Source organism: Aquirufa avitistagni, from assembly GCF_042715545.1.
In the GTDB taxonomy this organism is placed as follows: domain Bacteria; phylum Bacteroidota; class Bacteroidia; order Cytophagales; family Spirosomataceae; genus Aquirufa; species Aquirufa avitistagni.
Map to the genome: position 1 here is coordinate 84,748 of NZ_JBBKXZ010000001.1, position 15,240 is coordinate 99,987.

General features: G+C 38.6%; 18 protein-coding genes and 1 tRNA gene. 13 read left to right on the forward strand and 6 right to left on the reverse strand.

All coding sequences use genetic code 11. From position 1 onward, the window contains the following. Positions 1 to 8: 8 nt before the first annotated feature. From U0R10_RS00355 to U0R10_RS00365, 3 genes are all read left to right on the forward strand, one after another. Positions 9 to 96, forward strand: a tRNA-Ser gene (locus U0R10_RS00355). 288 nt (positions 97 to 384) lie between these two features. Next, on the forward strand, positions 385 to 750 hold the full coding sequence (locus U0R10_RS00360) for a hypothetical protein (RefSeq protein ID WP_377981690.1): 366 nt from the start codon (positions 385 to 387) through the stop codon (positions 748 to 750). Positions 751 to 841: 91 nt separating this feature from the next. Next, positions 842 to 1,606, forward strand: coding sequence for a hypothetical protein (locus tag U0R10_RS00365; protein WP_377981691.1), 765 nt, complete (start codon positions 842 to 844; stop codon positions 1,604 to 1,606). A gap of 3 nt (positions 1,607 to 1,609) precedes the next feature. Here the strand turns inward: U0R10_RS00365 and U0R10_RS00370 are convergent, their stop codons facing one another. The 4 genes from U0R10_RS00370 to U0R10_RS00385 form a co-directional block, all read right to left on the reverse strand. Beyond that, positions 1,610 to 2,359: an HNH endonuclease gene (locus U0R10_RS00370; RefSeq protein ID WP_377981692.1), complete on the reverse strand. Its 750-nt coding sequence runs from the start codon at positions 2,357 to 2,359 to the stop codon at positions 1,610 to 1,612. Continuing rightward, positions 2,359 to 3,078, reverse strand: coding sequence for an OmpA/MotB family protein (locus U0R10_RS00375; RefSeq protein WP_377981693.1), 720 nt, complete (start codon positions 3,076 to 3,078; stop codon positions 2,359 to 2,361). The genes U0R10_RS00370 and U0R10_RS00375 overlap by 1 nt, the downstream gene beginning before the upstream one ends. Next, positions 3,078 to 4,481 (reverse strand): MotA/TolQ/ExbB proton channel family protein, encoded by a 1,404-nt coding sequence (locus tag U0R10_RS00380; RefSeq protein ID WP_377981694.1) that lies wholly within the window; start codon positions 4,479 to 4,481, stop codon positions 3,078 to 3,080. Before U0R10_RS00380 ends, U0R10_RS00375 begins: the two co-directional genes overlap by 1 nt. Positions 4,482 to 4,594: 113 nt before the next feature. Continuing rightward, entirely contained in the window at positions 4,595 to 5,209 is a 615-nt protein-coding gene (locus U0R10_RS00385; RefSeq protein WP_377981695.1) for a vWA domain-containing protein, read from the reverse strand. A 173-nt stretch (positions 5,210 to 5,382) separates the two neighbouring features. On the opposite strand from U0R10_RS00385, the gene U0R10_RS00390 reads away from it, so the two are divergent. The 7 genes from U0R10_RS00390 to U0R10_RS00420 all read left to right on the forward strand — a co-directional run bounded on the left by U0R10_RS00390 (position 5,383) and on the right by U0R10_RS00420 (position 11,208). Continuing rightward, complete coding sequence (locus U0R10_RS00390) at positions 5,383 to 5,919, forward strand: RNA polymerase sigma factor (protein WP_377981696.1); 537 nt, start codon at positions 5,383 to 5,385, stop codon at positions 5,917 to 5,919. Next, on the forward strand, positions 5,916 to 6,452 hold the full coding sequence (locus tag U0R10_RS00395) for a hypothetical protein (RefSeq protein ID WP_377981697.1): 537 nt from the start codon (positions 5,916 to 5,918) through the stop codon (positions 6,450 to 6,452). Before U0R10_RS00390 ends, U0R10_RS00395 begins: the two co-directional genes overlap by 4 nt. Next, positions 6,443 to 7,144 carry a hypothetical protein gene (locus U0R10_RS00400; RefSeq protein ID WP_377981698.1) on the forward strand — a complete coding sequence of 234 codons (702 nt, stop codon included), beginning with the start codon at positions 6,443 to 6,445 and terminating at the stop codon, positions 7,142 to 7,144. The genes U0R10_RS00395 and U0R10_RS00400 overlap by 10 nt, the downstream gene beginning before the upstream one ends. 27 nt (positions 7,145 to 7,171) lie before the next feature. Beyond that, on the forward strand, positions 7,172 to 9,223 hold the full coding sequence (locus tag U0R10_RS00405) for a tetratricopeptide repeat protein (RefSeq protein WP_377981699.1): 2,052 nt from the start codon (positions 7,172 to 7,174) through the stop codon (positions 9,221 to 9,223). Between the two features lie 623 nt (positions 9,224 to 9,846). Further along, positions 9,847 to 10,590 carry a glycoside hydrolase family 25 protein gene (locus tag U0R10_RS00410; protein ID WP_377981700.1) on the forward strand — a complete coding sequence of 248 codons (744 nt, stop codon included), beginning with the start codon at positions 9,847 to 9,849 and terminating at the stop codon, positions 10,588 to 10,590. Between the two features lie 62 nt (positions 10,591 to 10,652). Then, on the forward strand, positions 10,653 to 10,883 hold the full coding sequence (locus U0R10_RS00415) for a hypothetical protein (RefSeq protein ID WP_377981701.1): 231 nt from the start codon (positions 10,653 to 10,655) through the stop codon (positions 10,881 to 10,883). After that, on the forward strand, positions 10,873 to 11,208 hold the full coding sequence (locus U0R10_RS00420) for a type II toxin-antitoxin system PemK/MazF family toxin (RefSeq protein ID WP_377981702.1): 336 nt from the start codon (positions 10,873 to 10,875) through the stop codon (positions 11,206 to 11,208). Before U0R10_RS00415 ends, U0R10_RS00420 begins: the two co-directional genes overlap by 11 nt. Positions 11,209 to 11,240: 32 nt before the next feature. Here U0R10_RS00420 and U0R10_RS00425 read toward each other — a convergent pair whose 3' ends face one another. Beyond that, positions 11,241 to 11,678 (reverse strand): hypothetical protein, encoded by a 438-nt coding sequence (locus U0R10_RS00425; RefSeq protein ID WP_377981703.1) that lies wholly within the window; start codon positions 11,676 to 11,678, stop codon positions 11,241 to 11,243. A gap of 118 nt (positions 11,679 to 11,796) precedes the next feature. Here U0R10_RS00425 and U0R10_RS00430 point away from each other — a divergent pair, with 118 nt between their 5' ends. Together U0R10_RS00430 and U0R10_RS00435 are read left to right on the forward strand one after the other, a co-directional pair. After that, positions 11,797 to 12,390, forward strand: coding sequence for a 3-keto-disaccharide hydrolase (locus tag U0R10_RS00430; protein ID WP_377981704.1), 594 nt, complete (start codon positions 11,797 to 11,799; stop codon positions 12,388 to 12,390). Continuing rightward, positions 12,387 to 12,656: a rhodanese-like domain-containing protein gene (locus U0R10_RS00435; protein WP_377981705.1), complete on the forward strand. Its 270-nt coding sequence runs from the start codon at positions 12,387 to 12,389 to the stop codon at positions 12,654 to 12,656. Before U0R10_RS00430 ends, U0R10_RS00435 begins: the two co-directional genes overlap by 4 nt. 33 nt (positions 12,657 to 12,689) lie before the next feature. On the opposite strand, the gene lpdA is transcribed toward U0R10_RS00435, so the two are convergent. Further along, positions 12,690 to 14,084 (reverse strand): dihydrolipoyl dehydrogenase, encoded by a 1,395-nt coding sequence (gene lpdA / locus U0R10_RS00440; RefSeq protein ID WP_377981706.1) that lies wholly within the window; start codon positions 14,082 to 14,084, stop codon positions 12,690 to 12,692. Positions 14,085 to 14,165: 81 nt separating this feature from the next. Here lpdA and prfB point away from each other — a divergent pair. Further along, positions 14,166 to 15,240 (forward strand): peptide chain release factor 2 gene (gene prfB, locus U0R10_RS00445; protein ID WP_377983000.1). Its coding sequence is split into 2 segments (ribosomal slippage): positions 14,166 to 14,216 and positions 14,218 to 15,240, totalling 1,074 coding nucleotides; the frame shifts between segments, so codons are not numbered across the junction.

Below are 15,240 nucleotides of genomic sequence, written 5' to 3' on the forward strand. Positions count from 1 at the left end.
TCCCAATTAGAGGGGTGTCCGAGTGGTTTAAGGAGCACGCTTGGAAAGCGTGTGTAGGTCTCAAGCTTACCGAGGGTTCGAATCCCTTCCCCTCTACAAAGCCTTTCAGCGTGAGCTGGGAGGCTTTTTTGTTAGGGTCAGGAAAAGCACTTGTGTGGTTGAACGGCCCCAATGAAAAAAGTACAGGATTCGAGCAGCGAATACTGTAGGCTTTGTTCCAGATGCCCTTTGCGGATGACAGCGGAGTGAAACGGAGCTGTCACTCCTTCACTAACGATGCAAATCGGTGTGATTTCGTGTGATTTTTTGTTTTTTGTTTTCTATAAACTTTATATTTGATTCTTTTATTTTAAAGTCAATTTAATAATTCAAAATATATTTAATATGTCAAATGATATTAATTTTAAACCTGATTGGCATTCCTATAATAATATGGATAATGATGAACGACAGGCTCGATATGGATTGATAAAACTGCTAAACCTTTATACTGATGGTAAAATATCGTATGAAAAATACATATCTGAAGTTGATAACTCGTTCTACTTCCCATATTTAAGCGATGTAATTCTTAAAGAAATTTCAGACCATAAGAAAAGTAAAGAAGTAGTAAAAATATCAGCTAAATTAAACAGTAGTAAAAACAAGCAATTTGTTGTTAAAACTAAAGTTACATTTAGTCATTATTTAATGATTCTCATGATAATAATTTCATTCATTGCTTTTATAATAGGCATTTCGCATCAATAGTTAAAATATTAATTGTTACTAGTTTTTTGTTACTTGAGATTTTATGTTTGTTTGATGAGTTCAAATTTTATCAAGTTTTAATACATCAATTATGTTTTGGAAAAGTTGTATTACTAATCATTTTGAAAATAACTTTGGGAAATTTGTTAAGCTAGCGGGAATAGAAGAACAAAGTAAATTAATGTACTGGGTTTACTTAAAAGAAGGTGACTATTCATTGTTATTAAGTGGACATAGCTTAGATCAAGCGCTTGTTGGTTATTCAAGTGATGTTTTGACATTTCTGGAGTTTGGCACAGCTCCAGTTTACATAGATCCTTTATCAAACAATAAGATACCATGTTACTGGGCTTATGTAACAAATGCAGTTGCAAATTCCATAGTATTTTATGCAATGATGTACCTAAATAATTCTGGTTTATCCCCATCTCAAATTAAAGGATTAAGAGATAAATACTCTTTAGGTAATCTAGACCAAAATAAATTTACATCAGAAGAATTACGGGAATCTTTTTTGAGTCAAAGTGCTTTTTTTTTGAATCTTTATTCTTTTATGAATGAAAATGACAGGTTCGAAAATTTTGCTGATAATTTACAACAACAGGAAAGATTTGGAGAAATTTTCAGAAATTATAAAAATGCGGATGATTTGAAAAATCAATATCATCGAAAAATTTTTCACATCAATTTTGAATGTGTTTCAATGAGAAACAATTACGACGAAGAACAATTTCATCAAAATACTGGTGTTTTTACAGAGAAGAAAAATGGTTTTAAAAAAGCACAATATTACTTGATTGAAAAAAGATATTTAGAAATGTTGAAAATGCGGGTTTGTAAAAATTGTAAAGTATAGTTTTTAAAGTTGAGGATATTTTAAAATAAAGTTTTTCAGATTACTTCCAATTTTTTTTTGATGGTTTTCGTCAATTAAAGAATGACATTTTATACAAAGGCATTCCAAATTACTAGGGTCATTTTGTCTTTTATTTCCGTTTTTATGATGAACATGGATAAAGCGGAAGTCACTTGCGTTTTTCATTTGAATGTTACAACGCTGGCAAGTGTGATTCTTTAACTTTTTAAAAGACTTACTAATTTGTGGCCAGTTCAAAGTATATCCAAAAATATCTACTTCCAAGATATTTTCAGTTTGAGTTTCATCGTTCACTAAGCGGTCGAAAAATTCTTGAGTGTCGGCAGCTTCTTCCGGGAAAATTTGCCGACAATGGTAGCATAATGCAAGTTTTTGATTGGTGTGTTTTTTTCGAGTTTGCCTGTCCACTAGATCCACAACATTATTATTATTTAAATAATAGTGGCCATCGAAATTGTTGTTTGCTTTGTATCCTAATATTGTCCTACATTCAGTTATGTGGAACTTAGGTAATCCATATTGCTTAATATCTGGCATTTTTATGTAAAAATAACCAAGCGATTCAATTCCATTTTCAACTAAATAAAATTTGCCATCCCTATTAATTAAAGTTCCTTTTGCCTGTTCTTCTGTAAAATCTCTTCTAAATATTTTGAATCGACTCTCTTGGACATCTGGGAAACCTAAATCATCAAGGTGTGCTTCTAGCTTTTTAAATTTATAAAGTTCCATTATTCTAATTGACTTGCCAGGTCTTTAATTATTTGTTCACTAGACGTTACAATTTTAAATTCAACCCTCCTTGAAAAATCTCTATTAATACTCCTTTTTGTTTGATATGAAAATTGTTTTTTATTATCAAGTGTACGGCCATAAGAAAGTCCATTTGCGGTTAATACAAATGATAGATATTTCCTATCTTCAAGAGGTAACCTTAAATACTCTGGTCGTCGCCTAAAATGGAATAAAACATTTCTCGCTCTGGCTTGAGAAAGTGTCATGTTGTCTATATATGGATCAATTGTATTTCTCACAATCGGCAAATCATCAGTATGTCCCTCTATTCGAACTTCTTGGATTTTGTCCCTGTATTTTTTGTTATTAATAACTATTAAAAACTTAGGGAAAAAGTCGTTTAAAATTAATTTGAATTTTGCTGGCAAAACTGCTTGTTCACTTTCGAATAAAATTTTGGGATCTGAAAATCGAATTGATAAATCCTTATCCAGTTCTAAGTTCCATCTTTTGAAATCATTTTTGAAAATAGTATTTAAATCATTGTAGATATCTTTTTTAGATTTTTCATAATCTTCAATAATCTTATTTTTGGACTTATTTTGAATTTGAATTTTAGCCATAAATGCTATCGCAATAAATAGGAAAATTGCCATTAATACAGTCATTAAATCTGCATATGGTATCCAAAAATCTTCTTTTTTTTTAAGTCGCATTATTTTTGTCCAGTTGGAATAAATCGTTGAATTAGCAAGTCTAAATTGGTAAATGTATCATTTAAACGTTCATAAAATTCGGCATTAATATTGTCTAAATCATTTCCAAGCCTCTCACTTGTTCCTTTAATTATCCCAATAGATTTTGTTAATTCTTCTCTATATGAATCCCAAACTCCACCATTTAAATCTCTAAATTCCTCAAGTTTATTAATAATTATTTGAGCCCCCTCCTTAAAGTTTCTTTCATCGCGGATCCATCTATTCAACTTGTCAGTTGTGGCTTCAAATTCATTTGTTGTATTTTGAAGAGTATCGACAGTTGAATGAATTTTGGATACAATTTCTTCAAATTTGGTATCATCAATCATTACCTTTTGAAGTTGAGTCACGAGTTGACTTAATTTGCCTCCTTCGTCTGTTAGGATTTTCGTGTTCTTAGAAACTTGTTCTAATTTAACAGATGACGTATTAAAGAGTTCTACAGCCTTTTCATATTGAGTTGTTAAGCTATTAATTTGAGCTTTGTTTGTCTTTTGCCAATCATTTAAATTTTTAACACTATTGTTAAGTTCTTGAAAATTTTCTTTAACAAGTTTGTTTATCAATTCGCTCATTTGGGCATTGAATTGTTCCGTAGTTTTTTTCATTACTTCAACTAATGCCTCTGTATTGTTTTTTCTTAATAGAACCGAAAATTCATCAAACTTGGACGCTATCACTTCATTGCCATTTGTTATTTTGTTTAAAATATTCTCAAAAGCAAGGTGAGATTTTTGATTGTCGATTTTATTCTCTTCTCTAATGGTTTTTAGTTGGCGATTAAATTCAATTGTTTCTACTCTAATGTCTACCGTTTTCTTTGTTTGTGTTATCAACTCTTGGTTGATTTTACTTAGAGGATTTTCAACTTTTAATTCCAGATTAACTCCAATGGATTCGATTAGCCTTTCTATATTAAGCTCATTTGATGATTTTGATAATTCTAGGAGATTAATAATTTTGTTGAGCGCCGACAGCTCATCTGTTTGACGAACTGGTCTCAAAGGGTTTTCGTCTATTTCTTTTTGAATTACTGCTTGTGCTTTTTGGAAAATTATAAGTCCTATAATTCCCGCCATTGTTGCAATGAAAGCAAGTTTTAGACCTTGTAATAATTCAGGTATACTTTTTTCAATATTTGTTGTGTCGAAATTCCAAATTCCAACAGTAACACCTAGTGCCGTGCAAAATATTCCAATGGTTGGGAAAACAGATGGTATTAGCTCGAAAACATATGAATTGTTCCAAAAATCATTATTTTTAAAGCGCGCTGATGTTTGATTTTCTCTATATTTCTTGAAAAATGAAATTGCAAACCAACTCCATAAAAAGAAAATGATTAATGGGAATATAATTTCCATAGATTTTTGTGAGTCATATTTTAGTGAAGTTAAATTTAGTATATCGGCATTGTATTTTTTTAAATACTTATTAAAAGGTCGCCCAGAACATTAATTCCAGGCGACTGCTATATTTAAAACCTCCTCAAATCCTCCCCCTTACCCTTCCGTTCCAAATAATTAATCATCGAATTTGCCACTCGATTAAAGACCGCGTCTTGCATGTCGACTTTGGCGAAGGCGGCGCTGTTTTCCCGACGAATGTTCATCTTTTCGGCCATGTCCACGGCGTCGAGTGTGGCGCCCAAAAAGCTGAATGAGAATTTGCCGCTGGCCTCTTTGGTTTTGATCAATTCTTGAATTTGGGCGAGTGAAAAGAATTTGGATACGTTCTCGTGGCCATCGGTCAGGATGACGATGACCGCGGTGTCTCCTTCGTTTTCGATTAATTGATCAACCCGATTAATGCTCAGACCGATGCCGTCCAATAAGGCCGTACCACCCGCTGGTTTGTAGTTGATTTGGTTGACGTTCGGGAGTAGATCTACAGGTAGATTATCATAGCGAATATCGACCGAGTCACTAAACACGGTAAGCCCTACACGGATGTCTTGATCTTGGAATTCCTGTGCGATGGCTTTGATTTTTTTGTTTTGGGATTCAATGCCGCTTAAGGTCGCGTCCACACAATCACTCATGGAGCCACTTTGGTCTAATACGAAATGGTAAATGGTTTTTTGCTTGTTCATTTTAGTTAGATTTTAATATTAAAAGTTTATGTATACCTCTTAATAACTAAATCTGAAAAACGTCACCCAAAATTTTTTCTTGCTACAAAAAAATCTAATTTCGATTCCAATTCAATTCCTTAATGCCCGATAGATTACCCGAAAGCGACAACGAGATTTTAGCCTACTTTCATATGGATCGAGAGGGATCTTGGCGTACTATTTATGAGCGGTGTAGCTCAACCAGCCATCGCTTTATGCGAAGCCATTTTCGTTCTGGTGTGGACTTTGAGGATGTATTTCAAGATGCTTGTTTGGTGTTATTGAAGAAGATGGATAATCCCAGTTTCGTATTGACCTGCTCTTTGCAAACCTATCTCAATGCAATCTGTCGGAACATATTAGTAAATAAATACCGGCGGCAACCCGTGCACACCTCCATTAGTTCAGAATTCGAATTAGAACTCGCCATGGAAGTTGACATGGACGAAGATGAAAATGCTACGCGCTTTGCTATTTTTTCAGAAGTGGTTGAATTAATGAAGAATCGAGCGGCTCGTTGTTATGAAATTTTCCAACTGTTCTACTTCAGAAACATTGGCATGCAACAGATTGCTGATCGGCTTGGCTATACTACCGCTGCAAATGTGCGTAATCAGAAATACAAATGTTTGGTTAAGGCTAAAACAGAGATTGAAAGACGTTTACTTCTAAATGCTTCAGGAGGATGATATACCAAGAAATGTATGGGTATCTAACAATCGAAGACCCACAAGAACAAAAGAAAGTTTGGCCTTTGCTATCTCCTCAAGTGCGAGATTACGTCAATATATTTTTAAGCCTGATGAAGCAGGCGCCTGAAAATATCTATTATCAAAAATCGAAATTCTATCGACTCATCACAGAGGAGGAATTTGAAAATTTACGTTTGGTCTATTTTGTGATGCAGGCGAAAGAAGTAGTCATCGACCTCGCCTTTGAAGAAGAATTTAAACAAGCCTTCGTCGCCTATGAAAAGAAATCTGCGATGAAATCAAAAATGAATCGCTGGCGCAGGGAAATGAAAGCTAGGGAACGAGTCTTAGAAAATACGGAGTTCAAGGGTAGTCGTCGACAAATGGTCGAAAGTGATTCCATGTTGGAGTCAGAACGGATGACTGTTCCGCATGCTGCTAAAAAATCTTCCAAAATTTCGATGGGGTGGCTCGTGGCCTTACTCCTAGGTGCTTTGATTCTTTTGGCTATTTACTTCGTATGGAAATGACAACTAAAGATTTCGATCGTACGGCAGACCCATTTGAGTGGAAACCAGGCCTAGACGCAGCTCCGGATTTTGTGCCAGATGCTGAATATACGGATCTGCGCAGTCGGTGCGATGCTGCCTACGCCGACATACTGACCGGAGATGTGTTGAATTACCGCATGGTTGAATTGAAAGCGGTTGTAGACAGCTACACGGAGTTGTTTCACGAAGTAGAAACGCACTTAAAACGGTATGATGGATTTGATCGATTCTTCTACCTGTTTGATGCGGTTTTTTCTGCGTATCTCTTTGTGGATAAAGAAGGGTGGAATGCCCATTTTGCACTGGATGATTACAGCAAGTTTGACATGAATGTTGAGCGGAATTTGACGAATTGGTTATATGCTTACCGAGAGCTAAATCAATATATTGCGCAACATCTTTTTTATAATTCTGATTGCGATTGTAATAGTCAAGATTACTACCGCATAAGTCATTTGGGGATACATATACATAAGGAAGACTTAGCGAAGATCTTTAACTTTTCAACGCTCTATGCTGAACAATATGCGCATTTATTGAAACAGTACATGAACATTTCTTGGGAGGAGTTTCTCGCGATCAAAGAGGAAGATGAATTCTATCCCATCCGAGATAATCTGTTTTATTATATCTTAAAATCGCGTAACAAAGATTACGTACCTAAACTTTAATTTTCTTTCCTATTTCTTATCCCAACCATGCGAAAAATACGCTTATACCTTTTCTTATTCATTAGTTTTCAGTCATTTGCTCAAAGCTATAACCTGCAAACAGGTATCAATTATTTTCATGAAGAACAATATGATGAGGCGGCTGACTTTTTAAATAAAGAATTGCAGCAGCATCCTGGGGAGGGGAAAGCCTATTATTATTTGGCACAGATTCAGGTCAATAAAGAAACTTTTGCGGGAGGTTTGACGCAAGTTAATTTGGCAATTAAGCATTTGGCACCCACAGATACGTTGCTGGCAAAAGCATGGGCAGCAAAGGGTGATATCTATTTGCGTTTAGCGGATACGGTCAAATTTGAATCTAGTTATGCCCAGGCATTAACTTTATTTCCTTCCGTTCCTGATATTTATTTAAGTCGGGCTACCCAATATTATTCCCTCCATTGGTATGACAAAGCCATGGCTGACTTGGCACGTGTTTTAACTCAAGATGAAGGGAACATAGCGGCGCGTGAATTAATGTGTCATATATATAGCGATGAGAAAAAATATGATGCGTTGGTGAAGGAGGCGAGTCGGATCATTGTGTTAGCCTCTGATAATTCAGCTGCTTATGATCATCGTTCGTTTGGGAATTTTCAGTTAAAGAAATATGATTTAGCTATCGAGGATGCGTATGTCGCGTTGACTTTAGTGGATAATCGAAGACGTTTGCGTGACAATTTCGTTGTGTATGCGAAGAAGAATTACGCGCTGGCGCTGGCTAAATTAGGTTTGCTCATTAATGAGTTTCCGAATAAGGAAGTTTGGCATTATTTACGCGCTGAGATTTATGCGGAAAAGAAGGAGTGGGATAAGGCTTTGAAGGAATTTCAAACGATTTCAGAGATCATGCCCATGAGACAAACAAATACGTTTCAAGCGAGGCGTGGTGAACTGTATGGGCTGATGGGGCTTCATGAAATGGCCATTGCGGATTATACCAAAGCGATTAAGATTGATTCTACTGATGGGTATGATTATGCGAGTCGAGGGGAGGCATATCGATTAGTTGGTAAATATGACCTAGCCATTGCAGATTACGATCGAGCGATTGAGTTGGATCCAGAAAGTGCACATTATTACATGCAACGTGGATGGGTGAAGGATGAATTTCAGCATAATCCGGAAGCGGGCTTAGCGGATTACACGTCAGCCATCGAGATCGACCGCGGATTAGCGTATGCCTATTTATATCGGGGGCGTTTGTATGAAAAGCATTTACAGGATACGTTGCGTTCCCATGCAGATTTTCGTCAAGTAGTTTTGTTGGATTCGATAACGGGTTCTGCGGGCAATGTTAGACAATATGGGTATTTAGGCCTAGGTCAGGCTGATCAGGCTAAAGCTTGGATGGCCAGGAATTTGGCAGAGTTTCCGTCGGATGGCAATTACTATGATGCGGCTTGTTTGTATTCCCTAATGAAAATGCCTCGTGAGTCGATAGCCTATTTGGACACAGCTTTTCAAAAGGGGTTTAGAGATTTTACGCATGTATCTAAAGATGATGATTTAGATTTTGTTCGAAATTCGGTTGCATTTAAACAGTTGGTTGGTAAGTGGCAAACAAAATTTCAAGTTGACGCGAAGCAATTACCTGCATTTAAAGATAAAAATATCATCGTAGGCACGTATAAAATTCCATATAAACAACATAACGGAGGAACCTACGAGGTGGCCACGAAAGTAAATGGCTTGCCTTTGAATATGTTATTTGATACGGGTGCTTCGGATATTACGATTTCTAGGACGGAGGTTGATTTCATGTTAAAAAATGGATTTTTGAGTGAGCGTGATTTTATAGGGAAGATGATATACAGCATGGCAAATGGCGCAAATGAGGAGTCAAAAACAATTATGTTAAGGCGTTTGGAAATCGGTGGTTTGGTGTTGACGAATGTGTTTGCTTCGATTGTGGAGAATCGGGAGGCAGAGATGTTGATTGGTCAAAGTGCGATGCAGAATTTAGCAACGATTATGATTGATAATCAGAATAAGCAGATTGTGATTACGGGGAAGGGGAAAAAATCAACGAAGTGATGTTGTGTTATTAATTTATAGGTTAAAATGAAAACATACCTTATCTCCTTTTAGATGACCAAATTGAGGATTTTGTTACAGGTAAACGTCAGGATCGAATTTATATTGGCTTTATTAATACTATTGAGCAAGCCAATATCAATTAGTTCTTAAGTTGGTTAATGAATAAACGGATACTCCCGAATAATACCCATGAAAAAACTATTATCCTTCACGTTATTTTGCGTTATCGGTCTACCTATCCTGGAGATAATCGCTTATTTGCTTGTCTACAACTACATTTGGGTTGAGGATATGAAATTTCATGCGCATAAACGATTTTTATTTTTTGGTTTTCATATCTATGAGAGCTTTGTGCTTATAGCCCAATTAATCATTTTTATTTTTCTCCATTTTGGCTTACTGCTTATCACCATGCTCGTAGAAAGGCCTCGAAACAGGATTTCTATAGGTTTAATTTTAATTTCGGTGATTTCATTTCTTTGCGCACTCCCATTTCCCAAAAGTGTTTTTGGATTAGCTTTATTCTACAACATCACATTTAATCTAGTATTTTTTTTGATATCCTATAACATATATCAGCGGGCTAAAATAAATAGCTTTTCAAATCGTGCAATCCCATTATGACCAAAACTGTGCTATTTCTATTCTTTCTTTTCGTTGGCCTGTTAGGCACTTTGGTCTTTTATTTTCGTCCTGCAACCCAAAAGCATGTGAAACCTGGAGACCCTTGGGCGCTCGCCAAATCCTATGACGTGCGTGGCTTGGATCTTTCGCATTGGAATGGGCGCGTGTTATATGATCACCTAGACTCCTTGGATTTTGTGTTTTTGAAAGTGACTGAAGGAAATGATCGGGTGGATGATACTTTTGGCCAACATTACCACGCGTTTCGTTCTAAGGAAATACCCGTTGGCGCCTATCACTTTTTTCGTTTTGAGGTTGATGGGCGGGAGCAGGCCCAACATTTCTTACGGCAGTTGGACGGAAAGCGTTTACAATTGCCATTGGTCATCGATGTAGAGCAACATGGGAATCGTTCGGTTCCCCAAGAGAAAGTAAAAAATCGACTCCGCGCGTTTATGAAGGAATTGCAAAAGTATGTGGATCATCAGCCAATAATCTATACGAATGGGGATGGGTACCGTGATTTTATCGCATCTGATTTTGAGCAGCACACCTTGTGGTTGAGCTCAACGAATACCTGGCGGCCGGCGATGATGGATTGTACTTTTTGGCAGTTTAATATTGACGCGGATTTGATGGCGATTACGCATCGCGCTGATTTGAATGTGTTCAGGGGTAGTCGAGCGGAGTGGGAGGGATACCTCGCAGAGCATAAGCCTTATCAAATATCAATGAATTGATAATCCGTCATCTGACTTGTGGTATATACTATTAATATATACCTTTGAAAAAAATCAAACAGATGAAAATTTTATCGCTTAAGTTGGACGACGATATTTTTAACGAAACGGAAGAAATAACGGCAAAATTGCGCTTGGCACGGAATCGGTATATCAACGAGGCGGTCAATATGTATAATCTGGTACAAAAAAGAAGATTATTGAAAAAGTCTTTAGCTAAGGAATCTGCCGTGGCTGCCACTGAATCCATGGAAATTTTGCGGGAGTTTGATCAGCTGTTCGATGGAAATTAAGCAATATGATATCTGGTTGGCCAATTTAAATCCGAGCAAAGGCACAGAGGCAGGCAAAACAAGGCCAGTTGTTATTGTTCAGACAGATCTATTGAATACGATACATTTGTCCACGCTTATCTGTCCAGTAACTACCAATGTCCAACCGGAGTTGGAATACTTGCGTATCCATTTGGCTAAAGGTCAATTAGACGAAATAAGTGACGTGCTGGTAGACCAAATTCGTGCGATCGATAATACGCGATTGATATCAAAATTAGGTCGATTGACGCAGGCACAACAGGTAAAAATTAAAGATAATTTGCGAATTATGCTTGATTTGTAAGGGTTACCAATGAATTGATAATCTCGAGAGAATTATTGTTTTTTGAAATCAATATACCAGATATACTTATTGTTATTGACGACGCGCTCCTGATAAAAGGTCATCGCCGTTTTCGAAAGATTTCTGATTTCAATCACTTCATTTGCGCCATTTAGTCCCGAACCAATTATCGATATTTTTTTATTTTTTTCAATTACTTTGTAGGTGTAAGCCGACTTAGCCCCATCCATAAAATCTATAATATCGTTGGTCGTTATTTCCATATAATCTGCAGGCGTACCCACATATTCATAAACTACTTTTCCGTTTTCTGATCGCTTAGAAATCATGTGCTGCCATTTGCCTACGATAGCTAGTTCAGGAGCTGCTGGAGTCACCTCATCCTTTTTGGAACAACCTGTTAATACCAAAATTGCTACTAGAAAACAGGCAATTAAACCCGGCAATTTTAATGTTTTTAAATCTTTCATATTTGATTAAAGTTGGATTTTGTATATTTCAACTCACCTATTTTTAACTATATAAATTGAATTAGGTCAAAAATGTTTCAATAATTTATATTTTGCGGTCATCTAAATCTATAATTCCATGAAAAACCTCTTACTGCTCCTACTCCTCGCCAGCTTCACTTCGAATGCCCAATGGACCGACCTGTTCAATGGCAAAGACCTAAAAGCCTGGAAAACAAGTGAAAATCCCAATTCCTTCCGCGTCGAAAACGGCGAACTCATCATCGAAGGCCCCCGCGGTCACCTGTTCTACGAAGGACTTAATCTTAGAAATTTTGAAGTGCACGCCCGCGTGAAAACATATCCCGGCGCAAATTCTGGACTTTATGTATGTACCGCTTTCCTTGAAAAAGATTGGCCAAAACAAGGCTATGAAATTCAGGTGAATAATTCGCACACCGACTGGCGACGGACGGCATCTGTGTACGGCATTCAAGACGCCAAAGAAACCTACGTTAAAGACGGCGAGTGGTTTGACCTAAATGTCATCGTCCAAGGAAATAAAATCACGACAAAAATCAACGGCCAAACCGTCATCGATTATACGGAAACCGCTGAGCGCGCGAACGGCACCGATCCGCGTAAACTCCAACCCGGAACCATCGCGATCCAAGCCCATGATCCGAAAAGCAAGGTGGCGTACCAACAAATTCAAGTGCGAGAAATCAAGTGATCACCCAAGCTGATTTTAAGCCACTTTTGAAACACGGGAAAGTATTTGTCGTGGATGTAAGAAATCTATCAGCATACGAAGATGGTCACATTCCTTGGGCAAAACACATTCCGCTGAAACAACTAACGAATCGTCTGAATGAAATTCCCACGGATAAGCCAATCATATTAGTTTGTGGAAATGGAGAAAGATCCGCGGAGGCAGCTGAGCTGATTCCGGGGGCCAACTGGCTTGAGGGAGGCACGGATGCTTATTTTAATCAATAAAAAAAGAGGAGCCTTTTGAGCTCCTCTTTCCTTTTATAAATCTACTGCTTCTCCGTAAGCCGCTTCCGTCGCGCCTTTGAAGGCTTCTGACATGGTCGGATGAGGATGAATCGATTTCATAATCTCGTAAGCTGTACTTTCTAATTTACGTACGACAACCGCTTCCGCAATGAGCTCAGTTACATTGTAACCGATCATGTGTGCGCCTAATAATTCGCCGTATTTGGCATCGTAAATAACTTTAACAAAACCATCACGCGCTCCGGCAGCGGTCGCTTTTCCAGATGCTACGAATGGGAACTTGCCTACTTTGATGTCATAACCCGCTTCGATTGCTTTCTTCTCCGTCATACCTACTGAAGAAATTTCTGGCGTGCAATACGTACATCCCGGGATGTTGGTGTAATCCAATGCCTCCGTCTTGTGACCAGCCATTTTCTCCACACAAATAATACCTTCCGCAGATGCCACGTGTGCTAATGCCGGACCCGGAGTCACATCACCAATCGCATAATAGCCTGGGATATTTGTCTCATACCATGCGTTCACCGGAATACGTCCCTTCTCCACAATGATACCCACTTCCTCCAAACCAATATTTTCCAAATTGCAAATCACACCCGCAGCTGACAACACGATATCACATTGGATATCCTGATTACCCGTTGGCGTTTTAACACTCACTTTGCAACCTTTACCTTTCGTATCTACTGACTCCACACTTGATGATGTCAAAATGTCGATGCCCATTTTCTTGTATTGCTTCGCCAATTCTTTCGACACATCTTCATCCTCTACGGGAACGATGTTTGGCATAAATTCTACAATGGTTACTTTCGTTCCCATCGCTGCGTATACATACGCAAATTCTACGCCGATCGCACCGGAACCGATAATTACTAAAGAATCTGGACGTTTAGCTAAGCTCATCGCCTTGCGGTATTCGATTACTTTTTCACCGTCGATTGGGATATTTGGCAAGGCACGCGCACGTGCACCTGTCGCAATCATGATATTTTTTCCTTCGTAAATCGTCGCTTTTCCATCCGCATCCGTTACCTCCACCTTTTTACCCGGTTGGATTTTTCCGAATCCCATGATCACGTCGATCTTATTTTTCTTCATCAAAAACTGAACCCCCTTGCTCATGCTATCCGCGACACCACGTGAACGCGCAATCACCGCTGGGAAGTCGGCCTCCGCACCTTTTACCGTAATGCCGTAATCCGATGCATGTTTGATGTATTCAAAAACACTGGCAGATTTCAATAATGCTTTGGTTGGGATACATCCCCAGTTTAGGCAGATACCACCCAAGGATTCCTTTTCTACCACTGCACATTTTAAACCTAATTGAGAAGCTCGGATAGCTGCTACATACCCTCCAGGGCCTGAGCCTACCACGATCAAATCGTATTGTTGCGCCATTTTATTGCTTGATTTAAATGAATGAGGCCGCAATTTAGCACAAAATCGGGTATATTTGCACTTTATAAAGAAGAAAAACGCATGACTAGAGACAGGTTCAATGACCTGAAAGCCAGAATAGAGGCTTTAAGGAGGTATCTTTGACTACGATCACAAGAAATATTTAATCTCCGAACTGGAGACCGTTACCCTAGATCCCGAATTTTGGAATAATCCCGACAAAGCTGAGGCGACGATGCGGGAGATGCGCGGACTTAAGTTTTGGACGGATGGCTTTGACCAGCTGTCCCGAGCGCAAGATGATCTAGAAACAATCTGGGAATTTTTAGAAATGGGTGAGGCCACGGAATCCGAAGTGGATGCGGAAGGTGCCAAACTCGAAGCCTTACTCGAATCCCTCGAATTCCGTAAGATGATGTCGGAGGAAGGGGACAACATGAGCGCTGTCCTTGAAATCAATGCCGGTGCCGGTGGAACCGAATCGCAAGATTGGGCCGCCATGCTACTGCGTATGTACCACATGTGGGCAGAGAAAAATGGCTTCAAAGTTCGTTTAGTGGATGAAAATGCCGGCGATGTGGCAGGTATCAAATCGGTGACCATTGAAGTGGACGGCGAATTTGCCTACGGAAATTTGAAGTCGGAGAATGGTGTTCACCGCCTCGTACGTATTTCGCCTTTTGATTCGAATGCCCGTCGGCACACATCTTTCGCCTCCGTCTACATTTGCCCGCTGGCAGATGATACGATTGAGATTGAAATTAATCCGGCCGATATCGATTGGGATACTTTCCGTTCCGGTGGGGCAGGGGGACAGAATGTCAATAAGGTGGAGACCGCAGTGCGCTTAACGCATAAGCCGTCGGGGATTATTATTGCGTGCCAACAAGAACGTTCGCAGTTGATGAATAAGGAAGTGGCCCTTCGTCTCTTGAAATCGAAGTTATACCAAATCGAAATTGACAAGCGTAATGCTGCGCGTGCGGAAGTGGAGGCGGGCAAAAAGAAAATTGAATGGGGTTCGCAGATCCGGTCGTATGTACTAGATGATCGCCGTGTAAAAGACCACCGGACAAATCACCAAACATCGAATACCGATGCCGTACTTGACGGTGAAATAAATGATTTTATAAAGGCTTATTTGATGGAGAACTAG

Bases quoted from the DNA above. Each gene is read 5' to 3' on its own strand.
- U0R10_RS00400 (WP_377981698.1), top strand. From the start codon at position 6,443: ATGGAAATGACAACTAAAGATTTCGATCGTACGGCAGACCCATTTGAG.
- lpdA (WP_377981706.1), bottom strand. From the start codon at position 14,084: ATGGCGCAACAATACGATTTGATCGTGGTAGGCTCAGGCCCTGGAGGG.
- U0R10_RS00385 (WP_377981695.1), bottom strand. From the start codon at position 5,209: ATGAACAAGCAAAAAACCATTTACCATTTCGTATTAGACCAAAGTGGC.
- U0R10_RS00360 (WP_377981690.1), top strand. From the start codon at position 385: ATGTCAAATGATATTAATTTTAAACCTGATTGGCATTCCTATAATAAT.
- U0R10_RS00395 (WP_377981697.1), top strand. From the start codon at position 5,916: ATGATATACCAAGAAATGTATGGGTATCTAACAATCGAAGACCCACAA.
- U0R10_RS00420 (WP_377981702.1), top strand. From the start codon at position 10,873: ATGGAAATTAAGCAATATGATATCTGGTTGGCCAATTTAAATCCGAGC.
- U0R10_RS00375 (WP_377981693.1), bottom strand. From the start codon at position 3,078: ATGCGACTTAAAAAAAAAGAAGATTTTTGGATACCATATGCAGATTTA.
- U0R10_RS00380 (WP_377981694.1), bottom strand. From the start codon at position 4,481: ATGGAAATTATATTCCCATTAATCATTTTCTTTTTATGGAGTTGGTTT.
- U0R10_RS00425 (WP_377981703.1), bottom strand. From the start codon at position 11,678: ATGAAAGATTTAAAAACATTAAAATTGCCGGGTTTAATTGCCTGTTTT.
- U0R10_RS00415 (WP_377981701.1), top strand. From the start codon at position 10,653: ATGAAAATTTTATCGCTTAAGTTGGACGACGATATTTTTAACGAAACG.
- U0R10_RS00365 (WP_377981691.1), top strand. From the start codon at position 842: ATGTTTTGGAAAAGTTGTATTACTAATCATTTTGAAAATAACTTTGGG.
- U0R10_RS00370 (WP_377981692.1), bottom strand. From the start codon at position 2,359: ATGGAACTTTATAAATTTAAAAAGCTAGAAGCACACCTTGATGATTTA.
- U0R10_RS00410 (WP_377981700.1), top strand. From the start codon at position 9,847: ATGACCAAAACTGTGCTATTTCTATTCTTTCTTTTCGTTGGCCTGTTA.
- U0R10_RS00405 (WP_377981699.1), top strand. From the start codon at position 7,172: ATGCGAAAAATACGCTTATACCTTTTCTTATTCATTAGTTTTCAGTCA.
- U0R10_RS00390 (WP_377981696.1), top strand. From the start codon at position 5,383: ATGGATCGAGAGGGATCTTGGCGTACTATTTATGAGCGGTGTAGCTCA.
- U0R10_RS00430 (WP_377981704.1), top strand. From the start codon at position 11,797: ATGAAAAACCTCTTACTGCTCCTACTCCTCGCCAGCTTCACTTCGAAT.